Origin of the sequence: Aliiroseovarius sp. PrR006 (genome assembly GCF_010500215.1) — a bacterium.
GTDB lineage: Bacteria > Pseudomonadota > Alphaproteobacteria > Rhodobacterales > Rhodobacteraceae > Aliiroseovarius.
In genome coordinates, this window is the sequence record NZ_JAAGOY010000004.1 from 1,218,228 (window position 1) to 1,242,603 (window position 24,376).

23 protein-coding genes and 1 tRNA gene are annotated in these 24,376 nt (G+C 60.5%); 14 read left to right on the top strand and 10 right to left on the bottom strand.

Translation table 11 applies throughout. From position 1 onward, the window contains the following. Positions 1 to 51 precede the first annotated feature (51 nt). From G0Q00_RS06005 to rlmB, 3 genes are all read right to left on the bottom strand, one after another. A complete protein-coding gene (locus G0Q00_RS06005) occupies positions 52 to 504 on the bottom strand; it encodes a CoA-binding protein (protein WP_163037285.1) in 453 nt (150 codons plus the stop codon). 208 nt (positions 505 to 712) lie between these two features. Then, positions 713 to 1,186, bottom strand: a complete 474-nt coding sequence (locus G0Q00_RS06010) for a YHS domain-containing (seleno)protein (RefSeq protein WP_163037287.1) — start codon at positions 1,184 to 1,186, stop codon at positions 713 to 715. Between the two features lie 75 nt (positions 1,187 to 1,261). Continuing rightward, on the bottom strand, positions 1,262 to 2,044 hold the full coding sequence (gene rlmB / locus G0Q00_RS06015; protein ID WP_163037288.1) for a 23S rRNA (guanosine(2251)-2'-O)-methyltransferase RlmB: 783 nt from the start codon (positions 2,042 to 2,044) through the stop codon (positions 1,262 to 1,264). A gap of 149 nt (positions 2,045 to 2,193) precedes the next feature. On the opposite strand from rlmB, the gene G0Q00_RS06020 reads away from it, so the two are divergent. Further along, positions 2,194 to 2,277, top strand: a tRNA-Tyr gene (locus G0Q00_RS06020). Positions 2,278 to 2,367: 90 nt separating this feature from the next. Here G0Q00_RS06020 and G0Q00_RS06025 read toward each other — a convergent pair. Together G0Q00_RS06025 and hpaR are read right to left on the bottom strand one after the other, a co-directional pair. Beyond that, positions 2,368 to 3,483 carry an aminodeoxychorismate synthase component I gene (locus tag G0Q00_RS06025; protein ID WP_370458539.1) on the bottom strand — a complete coding sequence of 372 codons (1,116 nt, stop codon included), beginning with the start codon at positions 3,481 to 3,483 and terminating at the stop codon, positions 2,368 to 2,370. A gap of 110 nt (positions 3,484 to 3,593) precedes the next feature. Next, complete coding sequence (gene hpaR / locus G0Q00_RS06030; protein WP_163037290.1) at positions 3,594 to 4,046, bottom strand: homoprotocatechuate degradation operon regulator HpaR; 453 nt, start codon at positions 4,044 to 4,046, stop codon at positions 3,594 to 3,596. Positions 4,047 to 4,151: 105 nt separating this feature from the next. On the opposite strand from hpaR, the gene hpaE reads away from it, so the two are divergent. The 7 genes from hpaE to modC all read left to right on the top strand — a co-directional run bounded on the left by hpaE (position 4,152) and on the right by modC (position 10,874). Next, the gene (gene hpaE / locus G0Q00_RS06035; protein ID WP_163037292.1) at positions 4,152 to 5,660 is read left to right on the top strand and encodes a 5-carboxymethyl-2-hydroxymuconate semialdehyde dehydrogenase; all 1,509 of its coding nucleotides are present in this window, start codon (positions 4,152 to 4,154) and stop codon (positions 5,658 to 5,660) included. A 47-nt stretch (positions 5,661 to 5,707) separates the two neighbouring features. Then, entirely contained in the window at positions 5,708 to 6,550 is an 843-nt protein-coding gene (gene hpaD, locus G0Q00_RS06040) for a 3,4-dihydroxyphenylacetate 2,3-dioxygenase (RefSeq protein ID WP_163037294.1), read from the top strand. Positions 6,551 to 6,571: 21 nt separating this feature from the next. Next, entirely contained in the window at positions 6,572 to 7,426 is an 855-nt protein-coding gene (locus G0Q00_RS06045) for a fumarylacetoacetate hydrolase family protein (RefSeq protein ID WP_163037296.1), read from the top strand. Continuing rightward, positions 7,423 to 8,223, top strand: coding sequence for a 2-oxo-hept-4-ene-1,7-dioate hydratase (gene hpaH, locus G0Q00_RS06050; RefSeq protein ID WP_163037298.1), 801 nt, complete (start codon positions 7,423 to 7,425; stop codon positions 8,221 to 8,223). The genes G0Q00_RS06045 and hpaH overlap by 4 nt, the downstream gene beginning before the upstream one ends. Positions 8,224 to 8,305: 82 nt before the next feature. Further along, the gene (gene modA / locus G0Q00_RS06055) at positions 8,306 to 9,088 is read left to right on the top strand and encodes a molybdate ABC transporter substrate-binding protein (protein WP_163037300.1); all 783 of its coding nucleotides are present in this window, start codon (positions 8,306 to 8,308) and stop codon (positions 9,086 to 9,088) included. After that, positions 9,085 to 9,777: a molybdate ABC transporter permease subunit gene (modB, locus tag G0Q00_RS06060; RefSeq protein WP_163037302.1), complete on the top strand. Its 693-nt coding sequence runs from the start codon at positions 9,085 to 9,087 to the stop codon at positions 9,775 to 9,777. Before modA ends, modB begins: the two co-directional genes overlap by 4 nt. Beyond that, a complete protein-coding gene (modC, locus tag G0Q00_RS06065; protein WP_163037304.1) occupies positions 9,774 to 10,874 on the top strand; it encodes a molybdenum ABC transporter ATP-binding protein in 1,101 nt (366 codons plus the stop codon). Before modB ends, modC begins: the two co-directional genes overlap by 4 nt. Before the next feature lie 15 nt (positions 10,875 to 10,889). Here modC and G0Q00_RS06070 read toward each other — a convergent pair whose 3' ends face one another. The 3 genes from G0Q00_RS06070 to G0Q00_RS06080 form a co-directional block, all read right to left on the bottom strand. Further along, positions 10,890 to 12,191 (bottom strand): FAD-binding oxidoreductase, encoded by a 1,302-nt coding sequence (locus tag G0Q00_RS06070; RefSeq protein WP_163037306.1) that lies wholly within the window; start codon positions 12,189 to 12,191, stop codon positions 10,890 to 10,892. Between the two features lie 72 nt (positions 12,192 to 12,263). Continuing rightward, entirely contained in the window at positions 12,264 to 13,658 is a 1,395-nt protein-coding gene (locus G0Q00_RS06075; protein WP_163037308.1) for an aspartate aminotransferase family protein, read from the bottom strand. A 138-nt stretch (positions 13,659 to 13,796) separates the two neighbouring features. After that, on the bottom strand, positions 13,797 to 14,513 hold the full coding sequence (locus G0Q00_RS06080) for a GntR family transcriptional regulator (protein ID WP_370458540.1): 717 nt from the start codon (positions 14,511 to 14,513) through the stop codon (positions 13,797 to 13,799). Positions 14,514 to 14,611: 98 nt separating this feature from the next. On the opposite strand from G0Q00_RS06080, the gene G0Q00_RS06085 reads away from it, so the two are divergent. The 6 genes from G0Q00_RS06085 (at position 14,612) to G0Q00_RS06110 (ending at position 21,280) form a co-directional block, all read left to right on the top strand. Continuing rightward, positions 14,612 to 15,697 (top strand): polyamine ABC transporter substrate-binding protein, encoded by a 1,086-nt coding sequence (locus tag G0Q00_RS06085; RefSeq protein ID WP_163037311.1) that lies wholly within the window; start codon positions 14,612 to 14,614, stop codon positions 15,695 to 15,697. Between the two features lie 70 nt (positions 15,698 to 15,767). After that, positions 15,768 to 16,916, top strand: coding sequence for an ABC transporter ATP-binding protein (locus G0Q00_RS06090; RefSeq protein WP_163037313.1), 1,149 nt, complete (start codon positions 15,768 to 15,770; stop codon positions 16,914 to 16,916). Then, positions 16,913 to 17,803: an ABC transporter permease subunit gene (locus G0Q00_RS06095; RefSeq protein WP_163037315.1), complete on the top strand. Its 891-nt coding sequence runs from the start codon at positions 16,913 to 16,915 to the stop codon at positions 17,801 to 17,803. Before G0Q00_RS06090 ends, G0Q00_RS06095 begins: the two co-directional genes overlap by 4 nt. After that, entirely contained in the window at positions 17,800 to 18,609 is an 810-nt protein-coding gene (locus tag G0Q00_RS06100; protein ID WP_163037316.1) for an ABC transporter permease, read from the top strand. The genes G0Q00_RS06095 and G0Q00_RS06100 overlap by 4 nt, the downstream gene beginning before the upstream one ends. Continuing rightward, positions 18,609 to 19,955: a glutamine synthetase family protein gene (locus G0Q00_RS06105; RefSeq protein WP_163037318.1), complete on the top strand. Its 1,347-nt coding sequence runs from the start codon at positions 18,609 to 18,611 to the stop codon at positions 19,953 to 19,955. The genes G0Q00_RS06100 and G0Q00_RS06105 overlap by 1 nt, the downstream gene beginning before the upstream one ends. Then, positions 19,955 to 21,280 carry an FAD-binding oxidoreductase gene (locus G0Q00_RS06110; RefSeq protein ID WP_163037320.1) on the top strand — a complete coding sequence of 442 codons (1,326 nt, stop codon included), beginning with the start codon at positions 19,955 to 19,957 and terminating at the stop codon, positions 21,278 to 21,280. Before G0Q00_RS06105 ends, G0Q00_RS06110 begins: the two co-directional genes overlap by 1 nt. 107 nt (positions 21,281 to 21,387) lie before the next feature. Here the strand turns inward: G0Q00_RS06110 and G0Q00_RS06115 are convergent, their stop codons facing one another. Together G0Q00_RS06115 and G0Q00_RS06120 are read right to left on the bottom strand one after the other, a co-directional pair. Continuing rightward, positions 21,388 to 22,914, bottom strand: coding sequence for a malonyl-CoA synthase (locus G0Q00_RS06115; RefSeq protein WP_163037322.1), 1,527 nt, complete (start codon positions 22,912 to 22,914; stop codon positions 21,388 to 21,390). A 27-nt stretch (positions 22,915 to 22,941) separates the two neighbouring features. Further along, the gene (locus tag G0Q00_RS06120) at positions 22,942 to 24,369 is read right to left on the bottom strand and encodes an amidase (RefSeq protein WP_163037324.1); all 1,428 of its coding nucleotides are present in this window, start codon (positions 24,367 to 24,369) and stop codon (positions 22,942 to 22,944) included. Positions 24,370 to 24,376 lie beyond the last annotated feature (7 nt).

Sequence of the window (24,376 nt, forward strand, 5' to 3'; positions counted from 1 at the left end):
AATATCCTGGGGGAGCGCCAAATCATAGATTTTGCGCGGGGGCAAAGCCCCCTACCCCACCAGTTCAGTCAGAGCACCCGATCCAATCAAGCGCGGATATTCAATCGCAGGGCAGCGATCCTCGACCACCTCGATCCCGCGCGCTTCGGCCTTGGCCCGCGCGGGCGCGTTGAAGATCTCCAACTGCATCCAGACCGTGCGCAGGTTCGGCAAATTCGCCAATGCGTCGTCCACGAAGGGTTCGATTGCCTCAGAGCGGCGGAAAAGATCGATCATGTCGGTCTCTTTCGGCAGATCCGCGACGGATGCCACAACGACTTCGCCAAACATCTCTTTGCCTGCCAATCCTGGATTGACACCAATCACCCGATAGCCATTTTCAGACAGAAACCGGGCGACGCGGTAAGACGCACGTTCCGGCTTATGCGACAAACCGATAAGGCCGATCACGCGGGTCGAGGTCAGTATATTGCGAAGGCGGGTGTCGATATCTGTCTGTGTCATTCCCCCCCAGCTAATCACCCAAGATGTCCATTCCAAGGCCAGAAAAGAAAAAGCGCCCGAGGGGAGTATTGCCTCGGGCGCAGTTGGTGGAACGAGGGACAGTGAATGAGGTTGCAGGCGTTCCACAGCCTGGCCTCTGTTAGTCAGATATGTTGGCGGGGCGGAATTGGAAGGGCTGGTAAAACACTTGTGATCCGCCCGTCAGGCATCAGCCCTCAAGAATACCCGGCCAATTCGCATTGCCTTTGGCGATGTTGCCGGGGATGTCCTGCAACCACAGCTCGCGCGCGCGCAGGCTGAAATTCAGGTAGAGCTTGTCGTCATAGACGGTCCAAGCCTCGGGCACAGTGGGGGCGATATAGCCTTTGCTGGCCGCATAGGCGCAGTAACCGCCGAACTGTGGCGCGTATTTCGCGGGGTCAGCTGCGAACATGTCGCGGGTTTCGGCGCTGGAGAACAACACCGTCGCGCCTTCATAGTCCAACGAGAACTCAGTTACCCCAGGCGTCGGTGCACCCTTGGTGAAATAGGCCACGGGGTCATGCCCGTCCCACGCGATGCCATCTTCGGTATAGACTGGCGGGTTGGCGGCAAAAGCCGGTTGCGTCAGAAGCGCCGCCCCAACGGGGAAAGCGATCAGACCAGACAGAACATGACGGCGGGATAGGGACAGTTTCGACATTGGGACCTCCTTTTTCGGCTGTCCCTAATCTGCGCTGCCGGGGCGGATATTACAGCCCTACCCACAACAAGGTGATCACCGCGTGAGGCGGGTGGCATAAAGCGCGACTGCCGCCGCGTTGGACACGTTCAGCGAACCAAAGTCGCGCGCGAATGGGATTTTCACCAGCGCATCACAGGTCGCCTTGGTCTTTTCACGCAGCCCCGGCCCTTCGGCCCCCATGACCAGCGCGACGGGGCGATCCGGACGTGCAGCCAATGCCTCTTCAATGGTCTCAGTCGCCTCGCCATCCATGCCAAGAACCACAAAACCCATTTTGCGCAACTCTTCCATTGATTCTGCCAGATTGCGTACGCGCAGATAGGGCTGACGCTCCAACGCGCCCGAAGCGGTCTTGGCCAGGGCACCTGTCTCAGGTGCGGATCCGTGTTTCGTCCCAACAACGGCACTGGCGCCGAACACCTCGGCCGAGCGCAGAATCGCGCCCACATTATGCGGATCGGTCACACGGTCGAGCATAACCACGACGGGCATCTTGCCTTCGCCGCCAATCACCCGGCTGGCAAAGTCGCCCCAGTTCAATGGCTTCACTTCAAGCGCCGCGCCCTGATGAACCGAATTGGGATCAATCGGCGCCGGAAAACTGCGCGGGTCGGCCATTTCAGGCGTCATACCGGAGGTCGCGATCGCGTCCGCCAGTTTGTCGCTCGCGTTTTTCGTCACGATCAACCGCAACCGCACGCGGTCTGGGTTCATCAGCGCATCACGCACCGCATGCAGCCCGAAAAGCCACACGGTTTCAGACGCCGCCTGACGCTTGTCTTGTTCCTTTTTGACGACCCATTTTGGCTTTTTCATCACGCGATCCGCTGGAAGTTTTTCAAGGCCCGGACAATGCGCCATGGCTTTCTAAGAGACAAGTGCATTTGGGCGATTTTTCGTATTGACGCGGCCCGCTGCCCGCGATACCTAGCCCCACGTTCAGCGCAGATTGCGCAGGAAAAAGTGGGCGACAGGCCGCAAGGTGTGGCAGGGGACTGTAACTCCCTCGAGGCGACTCACGCTTGGTTCGATTCCAAGGTCGCCCACCATTTTCCAAATCTCCCGAAAAACAGATGACGTGAAGTTTGGCTTCGGAACGAAGGGCTTAGGCCCTCGGGACGTCTGTTTTTGACGCGTACTTACCGCTCCAATCGCGACGCAAACCGCGCCTTCCACAGCGCCTCTTCGTATTCCGACGCTGCGGTGCTGTCATAGACCAGCCCCCCGCCCACATTCAGCGTCGCGTCCTGCCCGTCCAGCAAAAGCGTGCGGATGGCAACGTTGAACTCCGCGCGCCCATCGGGGGCCATCCAGCCGATCGAGCCGCAATAGATGTCGCGCGGGTTGGGTTCCAGCTCGGCGATGATTTCCATCGCACGCAGTTTGGGGGCGCCGGTGATCGAGCCGCAGGGGAAGAGCGCGCACAGGATGTCGGACAGGCTGGTGCCCGCCTCCATCTGGCCGCGGATCAGCGACACCATTTGGTGTACGGTCTCGTAGCTTTCGACGGTGAACAGCTCGGGCACGTGGACGCTGCCCGCCTCGCAAATACGCGAGATGTCGTTGCGCAGAAGGTCCACGATCATCAGGTTTTCGGCCTGATTTTTTTCGTCGCTTTTCAGGAACACGGCGCGGGCGGCGTCCTCGACCGGGTCAGAACTGCGCGGTTGGGTGCCTTTCATCGGGCGGGTCTCGATCATCCCGTCAGCATCCGTACGGAAGAATAATTCGGGCGAGCGGGACAGGATCGCGGGTAGACCATCGGCCTGCACAAGCGCGCCATATTGAACCGGTTGCAAGCGCGAAAGCGCATGATAGAGCGCCTGCGCGTCGCCTTGCGCCCTGCCCCGGATCGGGAAGGTCAGGTTCACCTGATAGGTATCGCCCGCGCAGATATAGTCATGCACCGCCTGAAACCCACGAGCATAGGTGTCGGCATCCCAGTCGGGCGTCAGATCGGACAGCGCGGCGTCGCCGGGCCGAAGCGCGGATGCGGGAGTAGGGCTATCATAAAGACCAAACATCAGCAGCGGCAGGCGGCGGTTCGGTTTTAGCAGTGCCTCGAGACGCCGCTCCAGCGCATAACCAAGCTCGTAGCTTGCAAACCCAGCCAGCCACGCCCCGCTTTTCTGTGCTTGATCCAGACGGTCCAGTGCGGCCGGCACATCGTCCAGAGACCACGCCACGATCTGATCCTGCGGGGCTGTGAACAGCCCCGCATCCCCATCCGGTCCATGATCAAATCTGATGTCCACCTGCAAAGCCTCCGCTGCAAAAAGGTGATACTCTTCTGCGCGATACACCTGCTGACGAAAGGCGGCGTTTGCAAGCCCTTATGCGCCAGAAGCAGGGTTTGACGCCGAAGTCAGAGCTTGGCGGCCTGCAGCTTTTCCAGAAGATCCAGAAGCTGTTTCACCTCATCCTGGCCCATATGCGTCTCGATCCGGGTCGCAATGTCGTTGGCCAAATGCAGGTTGTCGCGCACGATGGCGCGTCCTTTGTCCGTAATCGTGACGAGCGTGCGGCGCTTGTCCTTGGCGTCGGACTGGCGCGAGATCAGACCATCTGCCTCCATCCCCCGCAGGATCCGCGTCAGGCTGGGCAAAAGCAGGCAGGCCTCTTTCGCGATGGTGCTTTGTTCAACCTCGCCCAGCTCGTCCAGCGTACGCAGGATGCGCCATTTTTGTTCGGTCAGGCCAAGCTCACCCAGCATGTCACGAATCGGCTGCATCACCACCTCGCGCGCCCGAAGAAGCGAGATCGGCAGCGAACGAGAAGTGCTGGGGAAGCCGGAACGGGTCGAATTATTCTTGGTCATACGGGTGTTATAGCAAGGCGTAGGAAATGAACAAAGCAACTATTGTTGACAGTCGCTCCACCATTAGTTAACATCGCAATTAATTACTGAACGTATGAGGGCAACATGTCGGATCTGGACAGCAATCTTTCTAAACTCGCGGGCTATCTTGAACGGTTCCGCGCGAGCGGGATCAAGAACCGGATCGCGGGTGAGGATCGGGACGGCGCGGGCGGCGTGTTCCAGACCACCAGCCCGGTGGACAAGTCGGTGATCTGCGATGTGGCCCACGGCACGGCGGATGACATCGACGCCGCAGCCAATGCCGCCCATGACGCCTTTGCAGGCTGGCGCGACATGCCCGCCACGGAACGCCGCCGCATCTTGCTGAACGTCGCGGACGCCATCGAAGCGCGCGCCGAAGAGATTTCGCTGTGCGAATGCTGGGACACAGGCCAAACCCTGCGCTTCATGTCGAAAGCCGCCCTGCGCGGGGCCGAGAACTTCCGCTACTTCGCCGATCAGGTCATTCAGGCTCGCGACGGGCAGCACCTGAAGTCGCCCACGCTTATGAACGTGACCAGCCGCACGCCGATCGGCCCGGTGGGTGTCATTACTCCGTGGAACACGCCCTTCATGCTGTCCACGTGGAAGATTGCGCCTGCTCTGGCCGCGGGCTGCACCGTGGTGCACAAGCCCGCCGAAGACAGCCCCCTGACCGCTCGCCTACTGGTCGAGATCGCGGAAGAAGCTGGCCTGCCCAAAGGCGTGTTGAACACCGTGAACGGTTTTGGCCCGGACGCGGGCAAAGCGCTGTGTGAACATCCGAAAATCAAGGCGATTGCCTTTGTTGGCGAAAGCCGCACCGGCAGCCTGATCGTCAAACAGGGCGCGGATACACATAAGCGTAACCATCTGGAATTGGGCGGGAAAAACCCTGTGATTGTCTTTGATGACGCTGATCTGGACCGCGCGCTGGATGCGGTGATCTTCATGATCTACTCGATCAATGGCGAGCGCTGTACGTCCTCGTCCCGCCTGCTGGTACAGGACACGATCAAGGAAGAATTCGAAGCCAAGCTCGCCCTGCGCGTGAACAACATCAAGGTTGGCCACCCGCTGGATCCCACGACCGAGATCGGCCCGCTGGTGACCGAAGAGCACTACAATAAGGTGAGCTCGTATTTCGACATCGCCAAGGAAGACGGCGCGACTGTTGCCGCTGGCGGCGTGAAGGTCGGTGACGAAGGATACTTCGTGCGCCCGACGCTGTTCACCAATGCCACCAACCAGATGCGCATCGCGCGTGAGGAAATCTTTGGCCCAGTCCTGACCTCGATCCCCTTCTCGACCGAGGACGAGGCGCTATCAATTGCCAACGACACGGATTACGGCCTGACAGGTTACGTGTGGACCAACGACCTGACCCGCGCGCTGCGCTTCACAGACAAGCTGGAAGCAGGCATGATCTGGGTGAACTCGGAGAACGTGCGCCACCTGCCGACCCCGTTCGGCGGCGTGAAAGCCTCGGGCATCGGGCGCGACGGCGGCGATTGGTCGTTCGAATTCTATATGGAACAAAAACACGTGGGCTTTGCCACCGGCCAACACAAAATCATGCGGCTGGGTGCCTAAGCACCCGCCCAAACGGAAACGCGCGACCACCAACGGGAGGAGACCCAATGGGACAGATCGTTCAAGCTGCGAAAATCACCCACGTGCCCAGCATCTGGATGTCCGAAACCATGGAAAAGTACAAAGGCATCCGCCAACCGGCCGTGGATGGCTATGCCAAACTACGGCAGGACGCGATTGACCGGGGCGTTGACACGTTCATCGTGTTCGACACGCATTGGATCACCAATCAAGGCTTTCACCTGAATGCCAAGCCCCATCACAAGGGGCGCTTCATCAGCCACGAGCTGCCGCACATGCTGGCAGATATGGAGTTCGACTATCAGGGTGACAACGAGTTGGCGCAGAGCATCTTGAGCGTTTTGGAAGAACGTGGCGAGCGCGCAATGGGCCATGCGCAGCCCGATTTGGGCATGGAATATGGCACCCTGCTACCGATGCACTTCATCAACAAGGGTGTAAACGCCCGCGTGTTGCCCATCGCCGTGAACCAATTCTCGTCCATTGAGGAAAACCGTCGTTGGGGCTCTGCGATCGCTGAAGGAATCAAGCGATCAGACCGTAAGGTTGCGATCTTCGCCTCTGGGTCGATGAGCCATGACTTCACGCCCAACGAACGCTCGATTGATGGGCTGAATTCGGTGAATGGCGAGTTCAATCGCCAGATGGACCTGCGCGTGCTTGAGCTTTGGGAGAACGGCAAATGGGCCGAGTTCCTGGACCTACTACCTGACTATGCCGTCAAATGTACCGGCGAATGCGCGATGAATGACACCGCTCTTCTGTTCGGCGCGTTGGGTTGGAAGGATTACGAGGGCGAGATCGACATCTACACCCCCTATTTCGGCAGCTCTGGGACCGGACAGGCCAATATCAGTTTCTCGGTCTAACCGACGATCAAAGGACAACACATGCGCTTTGCCACTTTCTCTGCCGAGGGTGAAACCTTCTTCGGTGCCATCACGGATGACGGGGCTATTGCCCTGAATGACGCCTTTCCCGATCACGCAAGCCTTTACGAAGTCATTGCGGCAGGCGGGTTCGAGCAGTTGGCCAAAGCCGCCGCGGGCCGCGACGTCACCCATACCGACTATACGTTCGAGATGGTGATGCCGGACGCCCAGCGCATCCTCTGCGTGGGCGTGAACTTTCCGGATCGCAACGCCGAATACAAAGATGGCAGCGCGCAGCCGAAATACATGTCACTGTTCCCGCGCTTTGCCAGCGGCTTCACCGGGCACAATCGTCCGCTGATCCGCCCGCCGGAAAACCACACGCTGGATTACGAAGGTGAGGTGGCAATTGTGATCGGCAAGACGGGCCGTCGGATCGCGGCCGAGGACGCCTATGACCACATCGCGGCACTGACCCTGTGCAACGAAGGCACAATCCGTGATTGGGTGCGCCACGCGAAGTTCAACGTCACCCAAGGCAAGAACTGGGATCGCTCGGGTGCGATTGGTCCGTGGCTTGTGCCTTTCACCGACGCCGCACAGCTGGATGACGCACGCATCCAAACTCATGTGAACGGAGAGCTGCGTCAGGATGATACCCTGAACCGCATGATGTTCCCGATCCGCGAGGAAATCGCCTATATCTCGACCTTCATGACGCTGCAGCCCGGCGATATGATCGTGACCGGCACCCCCACGGGCGCAGGCGCGCGGTTCGATCCGCCAAAATACCTTGTGCCCGGCGACGTGGTCGAAGTCTCGGTCGATGGCATCGGCACTCTGTCCAACACGGTTGAGGATGAAGTCGTATGACACCCGAGGATCACGCCCGCGCCGCAGCTGATTTACTTGCCGCTGAAAAGACCCGCGAGCAGATCGGGCTTCTGTCCAAACACCACCCTGCGATGGGGATGGACGATGCTTATGAAGTGCAGAACGCAATCTATCGCGCCAAGCTGGACGAGGGGCGCAAGGTCATCGGCTGGAAGATCGGGCTGACATCAAAAGCGATGCAATATGCGCTGAACATCGATATCCCGGACAGCGGTATTCTGTTTGACGACATGCTGTTTGAGAACGGCGCGACGGTGCCTGCAGGCCGGTTCATCCAGCCTCGTATCGAAGCCGAAATTGCCTTCGTGATGAAAGACGCCATCGGCGGTGAAAGCGTCACCCGCGAAGATGTAATCGCCGCCACAGATTATGTTGCCCCGTCGATCGAGATCCTGGACACCCGCATACAGCGCGTGGATCCCGAAACGGGTGCTGCCCGCACCGTCTTTGACACGATCAGTGACAACGCGGCCAATGCCGGGATCGTTCTGGGCGCTGAACGCCATGCAATCGATGCCTTTGACCTGCGCTGGGTCGGCGCCATCACCAGCCGCAATGGCGAGGTCGAGGAAACCGGTCTGGGCGCAGGCGTGTTGAATGATCCCGTGGAAAGCGTTGTCTGGCTGGCCCGCCGCATGGCGCAATACGGCCAAAGCATCGAACCCGGCCAGATCATCCTATCCGGCAGCTTCATCCGCCCTGTCGAATGCCCTTCTGGCACCGACATTCATGCGGATTTCGGGGCGTTTGGCAGCGTGGATGTCCGCTTCGCCTAACCCCATGCGAACAGGGCGATATGTCGCCCTCGCCGCAAAACCCCTTGCTGACGGGCCGCGCATCCCGTTATCTCGATCCGAGATGTTTTTATGTGCCCGTCGATATACCCTCGCTGCCCTGTTATTGGGCGCATCAGGCCTGCCCTCGTTTGCCGACCGGATCACCGTTTTCGCGGCCGCCAGTCTGGGTGGGGCGCTGGACGACGTGGCACAGGCGTTCGAGGACACAACGGGGCATGACGTTGCCCTGTCCTTCGCGGGTTCATCGGTCTTGGCCCGTCAGATCACCTTGGGCGCACCTGCGGACGTGTTCCTGTCCGCCAATACCGATTGGATGGATGCTGTCGAGAATGCGGGGTTGCTGGCAGACGGAACGCGCCGGGATTTTTCCGGAAATGCCTTGGTGATGATCGCCCCGACAGAGCAGACCACCCCGACGGACTTTCCAAAAACTCCTCAGAGTTTTGCAGCAGCGTTGGAGGGCGGCAGGCTATCCATGGCGCTGGTCGACGCCATTCCCTCGGGACAATACGGCAAGGCAGCTTTGACCCATCTGGGGCTCTGGGTCGACGCGGAACCGCATGTTGTGCAGACTGACAATGTCCGCACCGCCTTAGCGCTGGTCGCGTTGGGCGAGGCGCGTTTGGGCGTGGTCTATGCGACAGATGCACAGGCCGAGCCAAAGGTGCGCGTTGTCGGACAGTTCCCCACCAAGTCGCACCCACAGATCACCTATCCGGGGGCGGCGATTGCGTCAGGTGATCTTGCCACTGCCACCGCCTTTCTGGATTACCTGACCAGTGGGTCCGGGCAAACCATCCTGCAACAGCATGGCTTCCTGCCTGTGCCGGAGGTGTCGGAATGAGTTGGCTTGGCCCCGAAGAATGGCAGGCGGTCGCGCTGTCATTGAAAGTCGCAAGTTGGGCGACGGTCCTGTCCCTGCCCGTCGCCATCTGGGTTGCGCATCTGCTGGCCCGCAAAGAGTTTCCCGGCAAGCAGGTGGTGAACGGGCTGGTCCACCTGCCCTTGATTCTGCCGCCTGTCGTCACCGGATACCTTCTGCTGCTGACCTTCGGCGGAACTGCACCGCTCGGAGCATTCCTAACCAAGCTCGGCTTGCCGCTGGCCTTCCGCTGGACCGGTGCGGCGCTTGCTGCCGCAATTATGGGTTTTCCCTTGATGGTCCGCGCCATCCGCCTGTCGATCGAGGCAGTGGATCCCAAACTAGAAGCCGCCGCCGCGACCCTGGGCGCAAGCCGCTGGTCGGTCTTTTCCACCGTCACCCTGCCCCTTGCCCTGCCCGGCATCATCGCAGGTGCCATCCTTGGCTTTGCGAAAGCGATGGGGGAGTTCGGGGCGACGATTACCTTCGTCTCGAACATCCCCGGTGAGACACGCACAGTTCCCTCCGCCATCTATAGCTTCCTCCAAGTCCCGGGCGGCGAGAATGCGGCGCTGCGATTGGTCGTAATCTCGATCATCATCGCGATGGGTGCGCTGGTCGCATCTGAAGTGCTGGCCCGCCGTGTCGCCAAGCGGATGGAGGACGCATGACCCAGCCCGCCCTCTCGATCACCCTACGCGCCAAACGCCCTGGCTTCGATCTGGACGTGGATGTTGCTGCGCCCTCGGGACTGACCGTTCTGTTTGGCGCATCCGGGTCTGGTAAAACCAGCGTGGTGGATGCAGTGGCGGGCCTGACCCGCGATGTCTCAGGGCGGATCGCGGTGGGCAATCACGTGCTGCTCGACACGGTACAGGGCCTATGCCTGCCCCCCAGCCAACGCCGCATTGGATATGTCTTTCAGGATGCCCGCCTGTTTCCGCATCTGACTGTCCGGCGCAATCTGGACTATGCCCGCCGCGTCACGCGCCAACCCACAGACACCGCGCGTTTCGATCACGTGGTCGAAATGCTGGGCATCGGGCATCTGCTGGACCGCCGCACCCCGCGCCTGTCTGGTGGCGAAAAGCAACGTGTCGCCATCGGGCGCGCGCTACTGTCACGCCCGCAACTAATCCTGGCAGACGAACCGCTTGCCGCGCTGGACGATCCCCGCAAGGACGAGATCCTGCCCTATTTCGAACGTCTGCGCGACGAGGGCGAAGTGCCCATTCTTTACGTGACGCACTCGACCAGCGAGGTTGCGCGACTGGCGACCACCGTTGTCGCACTGGAAGAGGGTCGGGTTGTACGACAAGGCGACGCCATCGAGGTTCTGGGCGACCCCAGTTTCAGCCCCGGCGACGTGCGGTCTGTGGGGGCCGTGATCAAAGCCCGCGTGGCCACCCACCACGATGACGGGCTGACCGAGCTAGATGCCGGTGGTATCCCGCTGTATCTGCCCCGCATCGCCCGAGATCCCGGCGCGCGGGTTCGGGTTCGCATTGCGGCACAGGACGTGATCCTGTCGCGCGGACGGCCCGAGGGGATTTCAGCCCTGAACTGCCTGCCCGGCGTGGTGCATGAAGTTCAGGAAGGGGCTGGTCCGGGGGCGATCTTGTCGCTGGACACAGCTGCGGGTCGGGTACTGGCGCGGATCACCAAGCGATCGCTTGCAGCGATGGATCTGTCCGCTGGGACCGAACTCTATGCCATCGTAAAAACCGTGGCCGTCGCGCCAGAGGACGTGAGTGGCCCGAAGGGGTAGACGTCTGAAAAGCGTTTACAGCCTGTCGCGCAAGCTGAACCACAGCATCGCGGCCACCAAAAGCGGCCAACGCAGCGCCACGCCGCCCGGGAAACGATGGGTCGGCACCTGTGCCATCAGATCGAAACGTTCAGCCTGCCCCGAGATCGCCTCGGCCACCATCTTGCCACCCAGCGTCGCCATCGCAACGCCATGCCCGGAATAACCAGACGCCGACAGCACGTTCCCTTGCAACCGTTCGAAATGCGGCATCCGGTTCATGGTGATCCCCAGCGTACCGCCCCAGGCATAGTCAACTTTAGTGTCTTTCAGCTGTGGATAGATTTCCAGCATCGGCTTTGACACCAGCTTTACGATGTCCTTCGGGAACTTGTAGCCATAGCTTTCGGCCCCGCCGAACAGCATACGGTTGTCTTCAGACAGGCGGAAATAGTTGATCACGAACTTGCTGTCGGCCACGGCGTGCCCGTCGCGGATCAGGGATTTAGCAAAAGCCGCATCCAGCGGCTCGGTCGCCAGAATGTAATTGTTGATCGGCATGACCCGCGCGGCGACATGCGTCTGCGTGTTGCCCAGATAGCCATTGCAGGCCCAGACCAGATGGCTGGCCCGGATCTTGGCCTTGTCGGTCTGCACCGTCACCGTGCCGCCTTCTTTGACGCTGCTGACACGGCTGGTTTCATATATCCGCGCGCCCGCGGCCACCGCAGCACGCGCCATCCCAAAGGCCAGTCGCAGCGGGTGCGTGTGCCCTGCCCCCAAATCCAGAGAGCCACCGTGATAGGCGGGTGAGCCACACAACTCGCGCATCTCCTCTCGATCCACAGTGCGGATCTGGTCATAGCCGTATTCTTCATTCAGCTTGCGCACATAGGCGTGATCCTCGGGCACGTAACGCGCGCGGTGCATGGCGTGGATGATGCCGTCGGTAAACCCCGCATAGGGCGCGTGTTTGGCGACCACATCGCGCACCAACTGCACGCTTTCGGACGCCATGTCCCACAGCTTGCGGGCGTCGTCTTTGCCCACCATCTTTTCCAGCTCGTCTTGGTCCAGCCGCTGGCCCATACCGACCTGCCCGCCATTACGACCAGAGGCGCCGAAGCCCACGCGCTGCGCTTCCAGAAGCACGACGTCATAGCCGCGTTCCGCCAGATGCAGCGCTGCTGATAGACCGGTGAACCCGCCACCAATCACGCAGACGTCACAAGACACTTCGCCCTGTGCAGCAGGAAACGGACCCGGCGCATCGGCAGTGGCGGCATACCAGGATTGGGGATACTCCCCGTGGCGGTCATTTGCGGTGAGCAGGTCCATGGATCCCTCGGATCTTTCTAGGGGGTGTAAGAACTTGGAATGGGCGGACCCGAGGCCCGCCCAGAAACTGGGTTAACCAGCGACCATCAGGCCCTTTTCTTTTACGATCTCATAGGCTTCGTCCAGCGCTTTGCGGGCACGTGTGATCAGCGTATCGATCTCGTCCTTGGTGATGACCAACGGGGGTGCGATCACCATGCGGTCCCCAACATGACGCATGATCAAGTTGTTGGCGAAGCTACGCTCGCGGATGATCAGGCCAACGGTGCCAGCATCCGCTGCAAACGGCGCGCGGGCATCCTTGTCAGGCGTCAGCGCAAGCGAGGCCATCAGTCCGACGATCTTAGTTTCGCCCACCATCGGATGATCCGCCAATTCGTGCCATTTTTCAGCCAGATAGGGACCAGCGACGTCGCGCACATGCTCGACAATGCCTTCCTCTTCCATGATGCGCAGGTTCTCCAGCGCGACCGCACAGGCCACCGGGTGACCCGAATAGGTGTAGCCGTGGTTGAATTCAGTTCCGGCCAGAACTTCCGCGACCTTGTCCGACACAAGCGATGCCCCAATCGGCGCATAGCCCGAGCTGAGACCCTTCGCGACGGTCATGATATCAGGTTTCAGATCAAGGGTTTGGCTGCCGAACCAATTGCCCGTACGACCAAAGCCGGTGATGACCTCGTCCACGATCAGCAGGATGTCATATTTCTGGCAGATACGCTGAATTTCAGCCCAATAGCCGTCGGGGGCAACGATCACACCGCCAGCACCCTGGATCGGCTCGCCAATGAAGGCTGCGACCTTGTCTGCGCCAACTTCGTTGATCTTGGCTTCCAGCTCTTGTGCACGCGCCAGACCAAATTCTTCCGGCGTCATGTCGCCGCCTTCGGCGTACCAGTTGGGCTGCTCGATGAACTCGATGCCGGGGATCGGCAGGCTGCCCTGACCGTGCATGCCCTTCATGCCGCCCAAGCTTGTACCGCCAATGGTCGAGCCGTGATAGGCATTCCAGCGCGAGATGATCACATCGCGTTCCGGCTGGCCCTTCTCGGCCCAATAGGTACGGACCATGCGGATGTTGGTGTCATTCGCGTCCGAGCCGCCATTGGCATAGAATACGTGGTTCAAATCACCCGGTGCCAGTTCCGCCAGCTTTTGTGCCAGCGCGATGGCGGGCACGTGAGTCGTCTGGAAGAAGGTGTTGTAATAGGGCAGCTCGCGCATCTGACGCGCGGCGACCTCGGCAATGGATTCGTTGCCATAGCCGATGTTCACACACCACAGGCCAGCCATGCCGTCCAGAATCTCTTCGCCTTCACTGTCCTTCAGGAACACGCCCTTGGCCGAGGTGATCACCCGCGCGCCTTTCTGGCCAAGTTCGCCGTCATTGGTGAACGGGTGCATATGGTGTGCTGCATCGATGGCCTGAAGTTCGGCGGTGGGCAGATGGTTGGTGATCTTGTTCATCCTGGATCTCCTAGAAAACGTGGTCGAGTCACGCCCAAGGACAGGAGAATCACCCACCCTCTGGATCGTGCCAAAAGCTGAGTTAACAATATGATCAAAAATTAAGCTGTCAACGCAAGACCTGCGATCTGATCAAATTCAGGCCGACAAAAGCGTCTCGCGGACCTGAGCGATTCCCTGCTCGATGTCTTCGCGAATGGCGGCCGCGACCCCCTCGCCATCACCGGCGCGCATGGCGGCCATAGCCTCGGCGTGTTTGTCGGGAAGGTTGGCGGTGCCATAGCGGCCCAGCACCACGCGCAGCGATGGTCCAGCGCGCAGCCACAGCATATTGGCAATAGAGGACAGGACCTCGGACCCAGCCAAGTCATAGAGATAGGCATGGAAGCGATAGTTGTGCTCAAGATATCCGCGCACATCCCCTTTATCGATCGCTGCATTCAGCTGATCGTCATAAGAAACCAGGCGCGCAAACTCCTCTTCCCCAATGTTTTCTGTGGCTTTACGGGCCAACTCGGGCTCGACCGACAGGCGCGCATAGGCGATATCATTCCATTGCGTCATGTCGGGCTGTGGCACCGAAACGCGACGATTGCCTTTGAACTCCAACGCCCCTTCCGAGGTCAGCCGTCGGATTGCTTCGCGTACCGGGGTCATGCCCACATCCAATGACGAGACCAGCCCCTGAATGGTCACAGGCTGGCCGGGCGCCAGTTCTCCGAACAGAATCATTTCCCGCAATTTGCGGTAAACCCGCTGGTGATCTGGCAGTTTGGCCTGGCGTTCTGACAAGTTTGCCCCCGTTGTTTCAAATATTTTGCCTATTTCGGCGTCGAAGATACCCTTTGAAAGCAACCTACTATGACTTCCGTAATTTTACCATATTGCGTGAATCGTATTTTTTTGATCAAATGTCGCCAATGGGCGTCATGCCCCAACTAGGGAGAGAGTGTATGAAAAAATCCTGGCTTATGATGAGCGCAGCCTTCGTGATGGGGGCCACCGCTGCCACTGCCGAAGAAGTGCGCGTCTATAACTGGTCGGACTATATCGACGAAGAACTGCTGACGAAATTCGAAGAAGAGACCGGGATCGACCTGATCTACGACGTGTTCGATTCGAACGAGGTTCTGGAAACCAAGATGCTGGCCGGTGGGTCGGGCTATGACGTTGTGGTGCCTTCGGGCACCTTCCTGCAGCGCCAGATCGTTGCAGGCGCATTCCAGCCGCTGGACCTGTCTAAGCTGTCCAACCACGGCAACATGTGGGACGTAATTGCCGAGCGCACCGCCGCCTATGATCCCGGCAACGCGTATTCGATCAACTACATGTGGGGTACCACCGGTGCGGGCGTAAACGTCGGCAAGGTTAAGGAAGTGCTGGGCGAAGATGCTCCGATCGACAGCCTTGCGCTGATCATGAATCCCGCCAACATGGAAAAACTGGCCTCGTGTGGCGTGCATATTCTGGACGCCCCGTCGGAAATCATCCCGGCTGCACTGGCCTATTTGGGTGAAGACCCGAACAGCCATGATCCGGACGTAATCGCCAAGGCCGAACCGGTCCTGACGGCCATCGCGCCTTACGTGCAAAAGTTCCACAGCTCGGAATACATCAATGCACTGGCCAATGGCGACATCTGTGTGGCCGTGGGTTGGTCCGGCGACGTTCTGCAGGCGCGTGACCGTGCTGACGAAGCCGAAAACGGTGTTGAAATCGCCTATAACGCCTTCAAAGAAGGCTCGCTGATGTGGTTCGACCAGATGGCGATCCCGGCAGATGCCCCGAACCCGGACGCGGCGCACAAGTTCCTGAACTTCATCATGGACGAGCACAACATGGCGGCGGCGTCGAACTATGTTTACTACGCCAACGGCAACGAAGCGTCGCAAGCTCATCTTGAAGAGGATGTGATCGGCGATCCGGCGATTTATCCGACAGAAGCCGCCCTTGGCACGCTTTACACCACCTCGCCCTATGATGCGAAAGTCCAGCGTGTTGTGACGCGCTTGTGGACCAAAATCAAGTCGGGCACCTAAGCCCACTCTCCCGCTCCCTCCGGTATGTTCGCATCCCGGGGGGAGCCCCTTTATTTCCCCGAGGTTCATCATGTCCGACGCCGCCCTTGCCACGGCTCCTGCCGAGTTTGCTCCCTGGGAAGATGCCCAGGCCACCCCGCTGATCCGCTTCCAGAACGTCACCAAGCGCTTTGGTGATTTTACCGCGATCGACAACCTGACCATCGACATCTTTGAAAAAGAGTTTTTCGCCCTGCTTGGTCCGTCCGGCTGCGGCAAGACCACGATGATGCGGATGCTGGGTGGATTTGAAACCCAGACTGAGGGCACCATTCTGATTGACGGTCAGGACGTTGCGCCGATCCCGCCGAATAAGCGCGCGGTGAACATGATGTTCCAAAGCTATGCGCTGTTCCCACACCTGTCGGTTGCGGAAAACATCGCGTTTGGCCTGAAGCGCGACAAGATGCCGAAGGACCAGATTGCCGCCCGTGTTGACGAGATGCTGAACCTTGTGCAGCTGGGCAAGTTCGCCAGCCGCAAACCACACCAGATCTCGGGCGGACAGCGACAGCGTGTGGCGCTGGCGCGATCCTTGGCGAAAGCGCCGAAGCTTTTGCTGCTGGATGAACCCCTTGGCGCGCTGGATAAAAAGCTGCGTCAGGATACTCAGTTCGAGCTGATGGACATTCAGGAGCAGACCGGCACCACCTTTGTGATCGTGACCCACGATCAGGAAGAAGCCATGACGGTTGCCTCGCGCATCGCAGTCATGGACCACGGCAAGATCATCCAGGTGGATACGCCTGCGAAAATCTATGAAGAGCCCGGATCCGTCTATGTGGCTGACTTTATCGGTGACGTGAACCTGATCGAAGGCAACGTCACCACCTCCGGCGACGATCACGCCACGATCAGCTGGGCCGAGGGTCAGCAGGATCTGATTGGCATCGCCCATGACGCAATTCCCGCAGGCACCCGCGCCACGTTGGCGATCCGCCCCGAGAAGGTCAACATCGCGACCGAGAAACCCGCCGATATGACCAACATCATTCAAGGCAAAGTGCATGACATCGCTTATCTGGGCAACATGTCGACCTATGTCGTTGAGACGCCTACAGGACAGCTGATCAAAGCGCAGGCCGCCAACACCCGCCGCATTCGCCGCCGCGCGATCACGTGGGAACAGGATGTCTGGCTAAGCTTCACCGACACCGCGGGCGTGGTACTGACGTCATGAAACGCTTTGGCCTGATCTCTGTCCCCTATCTGTGGCTTTTGGCCCTGTTTCTGGTGCCGTTCCTGATCGTGCTGAAAATCAGCCTGTCGGATACGGCGCTGGCCATCCCGCCCTACACCCCCACGCTGGACATGTCCGAAGGCTGGGCGGGTTTCACCGCTTGGTTGTCCGGGCTGGACATCGAAAACTTCACGTGGCTCACCCAAGACGACCTTTACTGGAAAGCCTATCTGTCCAGCCTGAAAATCGCGACAATGTCGACGATCCTTGCATTGCTGGTCGGCTTCCCCATCGCCTATGGCATGAGCCGTGCGTCGGATGAATGGCGCCCGACCCTGATGATGATGATCATCCTGCCCTTTTGGACTTCGTTCCTGATCCGCGTCTATGCGTGGAAAGCGATCCTGAGCCAAGAAGGTCTGCTGAACCAGCTTCTGATGAATATCGGCATCATTGGCGAGCCACTGACCATTCTGAACACCAACACCGCCGTCTATATCGGCATCGTCTATACCTATCTGCCCTTCATGGTGCTGCCGATCTATTCGGCGCTGGAGCGTCTTGACGAAAGCCTGCTGGAAGCCGCCGAAGACCTTGGCTGCTCGCGCATGACCGCGTTCTGGCTGGTCACGTTGCCGCTTGCCAAACAAGGCATCATCGCGGGCAGCTTCCTTGTCTTCATCCCTGCAATGGGCGAATTCGTGATCCCGTCGCTTCTGGGCGGATCGAAAACGCTGATGATTGGTAAGGTTCTGTGGGAAGAGTTCTTCTCGAACCGTGACTGGCCGGTCGCCTCGGCAGTGGCCGTCGTGCTTCTGCTGATCCTGATCATTCCCATCGTGCTGTTCCAGCGCAACGAAGAAAAGCAAAGGGAGGCCGGCAAATGAGACGTTTAAGCTGGTTCAACACCGTATCGCTGACCCTCGGGTTTGCCTTCCTCTATATCCCGATGCTGATCCTGATCGTGTATTCGTTCAACGGCGGCAAGCTGGTCACCGTCTGGGCGGGTTTCTCGACCAAATGGTATGGCGAACTGTTCCGGAACGAAGCCTTCCTCGATGCTGCATGGGTCACGCTTAAAGTGGCCGTGATGTCCTCGTCCGTGGCAACCGTGCTGGGCACGATGGCGGCCTATGTCATGGTCCGCGCGGGCCGCTTCCACGGGCGCACGCTGTTTTCCGGCATGATCTATGCGCCGCTGGTAATGCCCGAAGTGATCACCGGTCTTTCGCTGCTGCTTCTGTTCATCGCCATTGGCTTGGATCGCGGCGTTCTGACCATCGTGCTGGCGCACACGACATTCTCGATGTGTTACGTCTCGGTCGTGGTGTCATCCCGCCTTGTGACCTTCGATCAGTCGCTGGAAGAGGCCGCGCTGGACCTTGGCTGCACGGGGTTCGAAGCCTTCCGCCTTGTCACCCTGCCAATCATCGCACCTGCGGTGATCTCAGGCTGGCTATTGGCCTTCACCCTATCGCTGGATGACCTTGTGATCGCCAGCTTCACCTCGGGCCCAAGCTCGACCACGCTGCCGATCAAGATCTTCTCGGCGGTCCGTCTGGGCGTCAGCCCCGAGATCAACGCGCTGTCCACGATCATGATTACCCTTGTGGCGGTCGGTGTGATTGGGGCATCCCTAACCTCAAAACGCGCCATCGCGAAACGCGCGAAGGATGAACAAGAGGCCACCTGATGAGCGATTTTCTTGAAGAATACGCAACCTATGTAAAAGCCCACGGGCGTCCTGACCGTCTGGAGCTGATGCTGTGCGACGCCAACGCGGTTCTGCGTGGCAAATGGTTGCCCGGCGACGACGAAAAGAAACTGGCCGAGGGCGCGGTGCGTCTGCCCATTTCCACCTATGCCCCAAACATCATGGGGGAAGAGGTTGAGGCCACCGGTCTGGGCATCGTCGTAGGTGACCCGGATGGGCGTATTGTGCCGGTTGCGGGTTCCCTACGTCCGGTCCCGTGGGCCAAGGGCCATGTGGCGCAGGTACAGGTGGAAATGATCGACCCGGACACGGGCGAGATCTCGAACCTGTCCTCGCGTCAGCAACTGGTACGCATGGTGGACAAGCTGCACGCGGCCGGTCTGCACCCGGTTTTGGCGACCGAGTTGGAGTTCTATCTGTTCAAGCCGCGTGCCGAGCAAACCGACGCCCCCACGCCGCCAGATCGCAGCCCGGACGCACAGAACTATGACCTCGAGGTGCTGGAACGCACGCAGGACATTCTGGACGACATCCTATCTGCCGCCACAGTGCAGGGGCTGGCCACCGACACATTGATTGCCGAGTTTGGCCCCGGCCAATTCGAGATCAACTTCCACCATACCGATGACGTGATGTGGGCCGCCGATACGGCGCTTTTGTTCAAACGTCTTGTCCGCGGTGTGGCGCGGTCGCATGGGATGGAAGCCACCTTCATGGCCAAGCCCTATGCCGACTTCCCGGGGAATGGGATGCACGTCCACGCCTCGGTCGTGGATCGTGACGGCAAGAACGTGTTTGACGACGGGACAGATGGGCCGTCTGACGCGCTGAAACATGCGGTGGGCGGGACGCTCGACACGATGCGTGACCTGCAGGCCATCTTTGCCCCGCATTTGAATTCTTACCGTCGCTTCAAACCCATGAGCTTCGCGCCGTCGGCCCCCGATTGGGGCTTCGACAACCGCGCCGCCGGTGTGCGCCTGCCCGAAACCAAGGGACCGGGCGCGCGTCTGGAACACCGGATCGCAGGGGCCGATGTGAACCCCTATCTGGCGATCACCGCAATCCTTGGCGGCATGCTGCACGGATTGGACACCAAACCTGCTCTGCCCTTGCCGCTGGATGACGCGAATGCAGAGCCCGCTGAACGTTTGTCTGCGGACTGGTTCCAAACGGTCGAGCGGTTCGCTGCCTCGGACGTGGCGGTCGCGATTTTCGGCCAGCGCTTTGTCGACGTCTACGCCGCCATGCGCCGGGACGAGATCGCGCAGCTGACTCATGAAATCACCCATGTGGAGTATCGCACCTATCTCGGACGGCTTTGATGTCCCGTAGGATCTACGAGGACTACGCCTATTCTGATGCGGCCCGCGCCGAATGCATCTGGCCGCGTCCCGAGGGCGACTGGCCCGCGCTAGAAGGTGATCACAAGGTCGAGGTCGCCGTTGTGGGCGGCGGCTTCACCGGTCTTTCGGCGGCACTTCACCTCGCTGAAGCCGGGGCCGAAGTGGTAGTTCTGGACACCAAGACCCCCGGCTGGGGTGCGTCTGGCCGGAATGGCGGGTTTTGCACCATCGGCGGCGACAAACTGGGGCTAAGCGGGATCCGAAAGCGTTTCGGAGACGATGCGACACGGGCCTATTTCTCGGCACAGAAAGCTGCAGTCGAACTGGTGGCCGACCTGCTGGAGCGCCATAACATCGACGCCGAAACCCATTCGGACGGCGAGCTGGTTATGGCCCATACGCCCCGCGCCATGACCAACCTGCGCGCCGAACAAGCCGAATGGGCCGAGCTTGGCCACCCCGCCGAGCTGATCCCAGCAAACGACTTGAAAACCCGCGGCATGAACGGTGCGTTTCACGGCGGGCTGATCCTGCCCTTGGGATTTGCGCTCAATCCCGGGCGCTATGTCAGCGGCTTGGCCCGCGCCACCGAATCCGCCGGGGCCATCCTATCCGCCCACAGCCCCGTCACCCGGATTGAGCACTCCAGCACCCACCACGTCCTAACGACCCCGACGGCCCGGATCACAGCGAAAAAACTAATCATCGCGACCAACGGCTATTCCTCGGAGGGCGTGCCCGACTGGCTAACGGGGCGCTATCTGCCGGTGCAATCCAACATCCTCGTGACCCGCAAACTGGCCCAAGAGGAGATCGCAGCACAGGGTTGGAGCACGGACCTGATGGCCTATGACAGCCGCAACCTGCTGCACTATTTCCGACTGCTCCCTGACGGACGGTTCCTATTCGGCGCGCGCGGCAATGTCGGCGCCAGCCCCGAAGGCCAAGCCGCGATGCGCGCCCGGATGAAACAGCACCTCGCCGCCATGTTCCCAGCGTGGCAAGACATCGAGACCCCGCATTTCTGGTCAGGCCTCATCAGCCTTTCACAAGACCTGCTGCCCTATGCCGGACCGATCGGAGACAGCACTACTGCCTGGGCCGGGCTGAACTTCCACGGCAATGGCGTGGCAATGGGCACCTGGACCGGCGCGCGGCTCGCAGACATGGCGCTTGGCCGCATCTCCGAGCTACCCGTGCACACACGCCCCCTACCCCGGTTTCCGTTTCCGGCATTCAGACGCAACTATCTGCACGCCGCCTTCGTTGGTTACCGCCTTAAAGATGGTCCGCCACCACGCTGACCCTCTCATTTTCTTGCTAAAAATATCCCGGGGGAGCATGAATTTCCGCAGGAAAATCATGCGGGGCAGCGCCCCTGACAGGCTCACGCAGTGAGCCGCCGAACACCTTACCCCTTCAACAGATCCGCAAAAGTGTTGCGCATAACATTCTTCTGAACCTTGCCCATCGTGTTGCGCGGCAGCTCGTCCACCACGATCACCCGCTTGGGCTGCTTGAACTTGGCAAGGCTCTCGGACACGCCCGCTTTCACCGAAGCTTCATCCACCGCGACACCATCCTGCGCCACGACAATGGCCACCACCGCCTCGCCGAAATCCTCGTGTGGGACGCCAATGACGGCGCTTTCCAAAACGCCGGGCAGCTCGTCAATCACGCCTTCAATCTCTTTCGGATAGACGTTGAACCCTCCGGTGATGATCAGGTCCTTGCCGCGCCCAACAATGGTCACATAACCATCCGGGTCAATCAGCACCAAGTCACCCGTGATGAACCAGCCATCCTCGCGCAGTTCTTCGGCGGTCTTCTCCGGCATCTGCCAATAGCCCGCAAAGACGTTGTCACCACGCACTTCCAGCACGCCAATCTCGCCTTCGGGCAGCGTCTGGCCGGACGCGGGATCACACACTTTCACCTCAACCCCCGGCAACGGGAAGCCCACCGTACCCGCACGACGCTCACCATCATAGGGGTTCGAGGTGTTCATGTTGGTCTCGGTCATACCATACCGCTCAAGGATCGCGTGGCCTGTCACCTCGCGCCAACGGTCATGGGTCTCGGCCAGCAACGGCGCAGAGCCGGACACGAAAAGCCGCATGCCCTTGGACGCCTCGGCAAGACGATCGTCCTTCAAAAGGCGCGTATAGAAGGTTGGCACGCCCATCAGCGCGGTGGCATTTGGCATGGCGTCGATGATGGCCTCGGCATCAAAGCCCGGTAGGAACACTGCCGCCCCGCCCGCCATCAGCGTGACATTGGTCGCCACAAACAGCCCGTGCGTGTGGAAGATCGGCAGCGCGTGGATCAGCACGTCCTTATCCGTGAAGCGCCAGTAATCCCGCAGCGTTTCACTGTTCGATGCCAGCGCCCGATGGGTCAGCATCGCGCCTTTTGAGCGCCCCGTGGTGCCCGAGGTATAGAGGATCGCCGCAAGGTCCAGCGCCTCGCGCGCCACGGCTTCAAATCCCGGCTCTTGTGCGTCACGGGCGGGGACCAGTGTCCCCGTCTCACCCGCGCCAAGCGTCAGCACATGCGCCACCTGCGCGTCTTCTGCCATGGGCGTCAGCGCGTCCAGTTTGCCCGGTTCACAGACGAACACGCGCGGGGCAGCGTCGCCTAGGAAATAGGCCACCTCGTCCGGCGTATAGGCCGTGTTCAGCGGCAGAAACACACCGCCCGCCAGCACCGTGCCCACGTAAAGCTCCAACATCGCGGGCTCTTTCGGGGCCTGCACTGCCACGCGGTCCCCCGGCGCAACGCCCAGCGCCACCAAAGCCGCCGCCATGCGTTCAGCATTGGCCCAGAAGTCACCATAGCTGGTCGCTTTGCCCGTGCGCCCATCGGTCAGGAACGTCGCGTCGTGGCGCCCATCTGATGCGCGAGAGATAGCGTGGGCAAGGTGGTTCTGGTCGTACATGTCGGCTCTCCTAAACTCGCGATTGGCTTAGCTTTTAGGCGTGACCGGGTCAATCGGACCAAGTGGCCCACCCATCACCATTTCGACCGCACGGGCGGCGGCCAGCAGCTTGGTCTCGCCACGTGGGGGACCGATCAGTTGCAGCCCGACCGGCAGCCCGTCATCCGACAACCCGACAGGCACGGAAATCGCGGGCAGTCCCGCGGTGGTCGCCAAGAAAGCAAAGCGCAGCCAATCCATATAGCCGGTCAGAGTTTGCCCGCCGACTTCGCTGACCCATTCCTCGGATTGCGGATGGGGCATGTTGCCGACCACCGGGCAGGCAAGCACGTCGTAGCGGTCAAGGAAGCTGCGCATATTGTCATAGATGAGCGAGCGGGACAGCTGCGCCGTGGCGATATCCTCGGCGGTCAGCGACAGCCCGAACGAGAGGTTCTCGGCCAGCGTCGGCTTGAAATGTTGCGTCAGGCTTTTCGGCGCCTTGATGAAGTTCGCCGCCCACATGCCGCCACGGATCACATGATAGGTGCGTTCAAGATCGGTCAGGTCCGGACAAGCCTCGTCGACCGTGGCGCCCGCCCCCTCGATCGCCGCCATGGCGCGGGCCAGATAGCGGGCCATATCCGCGTCGACCGGGGCATACCCCCCTAGGTCTGGCGCAAAGCCGATGCGCAGCTTGGTGTCGGCGCGTTTGACCGCCTCTTGATACGGCGCGTCAGGCGCGGGGAATGAGAGCGGCGCGCGCGGCTCAAAGCCAGCCATCGCGTCCAGAAACAGCGCGCAATCGGTGACCGACCGCGCCATCGGCCCTTGCACACCTTCACCGATGAACCCGGTCACGGACGCCGAAGCACACAGCCCCATGCTGGGACGCAAACCCACGATCCCGCAATACGCGGCGGGTGTGCGCAAGCTTCCACCATGGTCCGACCCATGGCTCAGCCACAGCGATCCGGTGGCCAGTGACACCGCTGCGCCCCCCGACGAGCCGCCCGCGTTCATCCGCGCATTCCAAGGGTTCAGGGTCGCCCCAAACACGTCGTTAAACGTGTTGGCACCCGCCCCGAATTCGGGCGTGTTGGTCTTGCCCATGACCAAGCCGCCCCGCGCCTCGAGCCGCGTGACGATCGGGTCGCTTTCTTTCGGAATGTTGTCGGCCAGCGCCTTGGTCCCGAAGGTCGTGCGCACGCCCGCCACGGGGGTCAGGTCTTTGATGCCAATGGGCAGGCCTGCCAGCCATCCGGGATGATCCGTGTCGCCCTGCAACGCTTTGGCCGCCGCCCGCGCCCGATCTGCGCAGATCACCGGCACCGCATTCACGGCGGGCTCTACCTGCGCCAAGCGCGCCTCGGACGCGTCGATCAGTTCCTCCGACGACAACTCGCCCTTGCGCAGCAGCGCCACGACCTCGTGCGCTTCCAGTTTGCAGATTTCGGGTCCGGTGAATGTGGTCATGTGATGC

Coding starts and splice junctions, on each gene's coding strand:
- G0Q00_RS06110 (WP_163037320.1), top strand. CDS start 19,955: ATGTCCCGTAGGATCTACGAGGACTACGCCTATTCTGATGCGGCCCGC.
- modC (WP_163037304.1), top strand. CDS start 9,774: ATGACCCAGCCCGCCCTCTCGATCACCCTACGCGCCAAACGCCCTGGC.
- hpaH (WP_163037298.1), top strand. CDS start 7,423: ATGACACCCGAGGATCACGCCCGCGCCGCAGCTGATTTACTTGCCGCT.
- G0Q00_RS06085 (WP_163037311.1), top strand. CDS start 14,612: ATGAAAAAATCCTGGCTTATGATGAGCGCAGCCTTCGTGATGGGGGCC.
- G0Q00_RS06010 (WP_163037287.1), bottom strand. CDS start 1,186: ATGTCGAAACTGTCCCTATCCCGCCGTCATGTTCTGTCTGGTCTGATC.
- G0Q00_RS06070 (WP_163037306.1), bottom strand. CDS start 12,191: ATGGACCTGCTCACCGCAAATGACCGCCACGGGGAGTATCCCCAATCC.
- rlmB (WP_163037288.1), bottom strand. CDS start 2,044: ATGAAAAAGCCAAAATGGGTCGTCAAAAAGGAACAAGACAAGCGTCAG.
- modA (WP_163037300.1), top strand. CDS start 8,306: ATGTTTTTATGTGCCCGTCGATATACCCTCGCTGCCCTGTTATTGGGC.
- modB (WP_163037302.1), top strand. CDS start 9,085: ATGAGTTGGCTTGGCCCCGAAGAATGGCAGGCGGTCGCGCTGTCATTG.
- G0Q00_RS06045 (WP_163037296.1), top strand. CDS start 6,572: ATGCGCTTTGCCACTTTCTCTGCCGAGGGTGAAACCTTCTTCGGTGCC.
- G0Q00_RS06005 (WP_163037285.1), bottom strand. CDS start 504: ATGACACAGACAGATATCGACACCCGCCTTCGCAATATACTGACCTCG.
- G0Q00_RS06105 (WP_163037318.1), top strand. CDS start 18,609: ATGAGCGATTTTCTTGAAGAATACGCAACCTATGTAAAAGCCCACGGG.
- G0Q00_RS06075 (WP_163037308.1), bottom strand. CDS start 13,658: ATGAACAAGATCACCAACCATCTGCCCACCGCCGAACTTCAGGCCATC.
- G0Q00_RS06100 (WP_163037316.1), top strand. CDS start 17,800: ATGAGACGTTTAAGCTGGTTCAACACCGTATCGCTGACCCTCGGGTTT.
- hpaD (WP_163037294.1), top strand. CDS start 5,708: ATGGGACAGATCGTTCAAGCTGCGAAAATCACCCACGTGCCCAGCATC.
- hpaR (WP_163037290.1), bottom strand. CDS start 4,046: ATGACCAAGAATAATTCGACCCGTTCCGGCTTCCCCAGCACTTCTCGT.
- G0Q00_RS06090 (WP_163037313.1), top strand. CDS start 15,768: ATGTCCGACGCCGCCCTTGCCACGGCTCCTGCCGAGTTTGCTCCCTGG.
- G0Q00_RS06095 (WP_163037315.1), top strand. CDS start 16,913: ATGAAACGCTTTGGCCTGATCTCTGTCCCCTATCTGTGGCTTTTGGCC.
- hpaE (WP_163037292.1), top strand. CDS start 4,152: ATGTCGGATCTGGACAGCAATCTTTCTAAACTCGCGGGCTATCTTGAA.
- G0Q00_RS06115 (WP_163037322.1), bottom strand. CDS start 22,914: ATGTACGACCAGAACCACCTTGCCCACGCTATCTCTCGCGCATCAGAT.
- G0Q00_RS06120 (WP_163037324.1), bottom strand. CDS start 24,369: ATGACCACATTCACCGGACCCGAAATCTGCAAACTGGAAGCGCACGAG.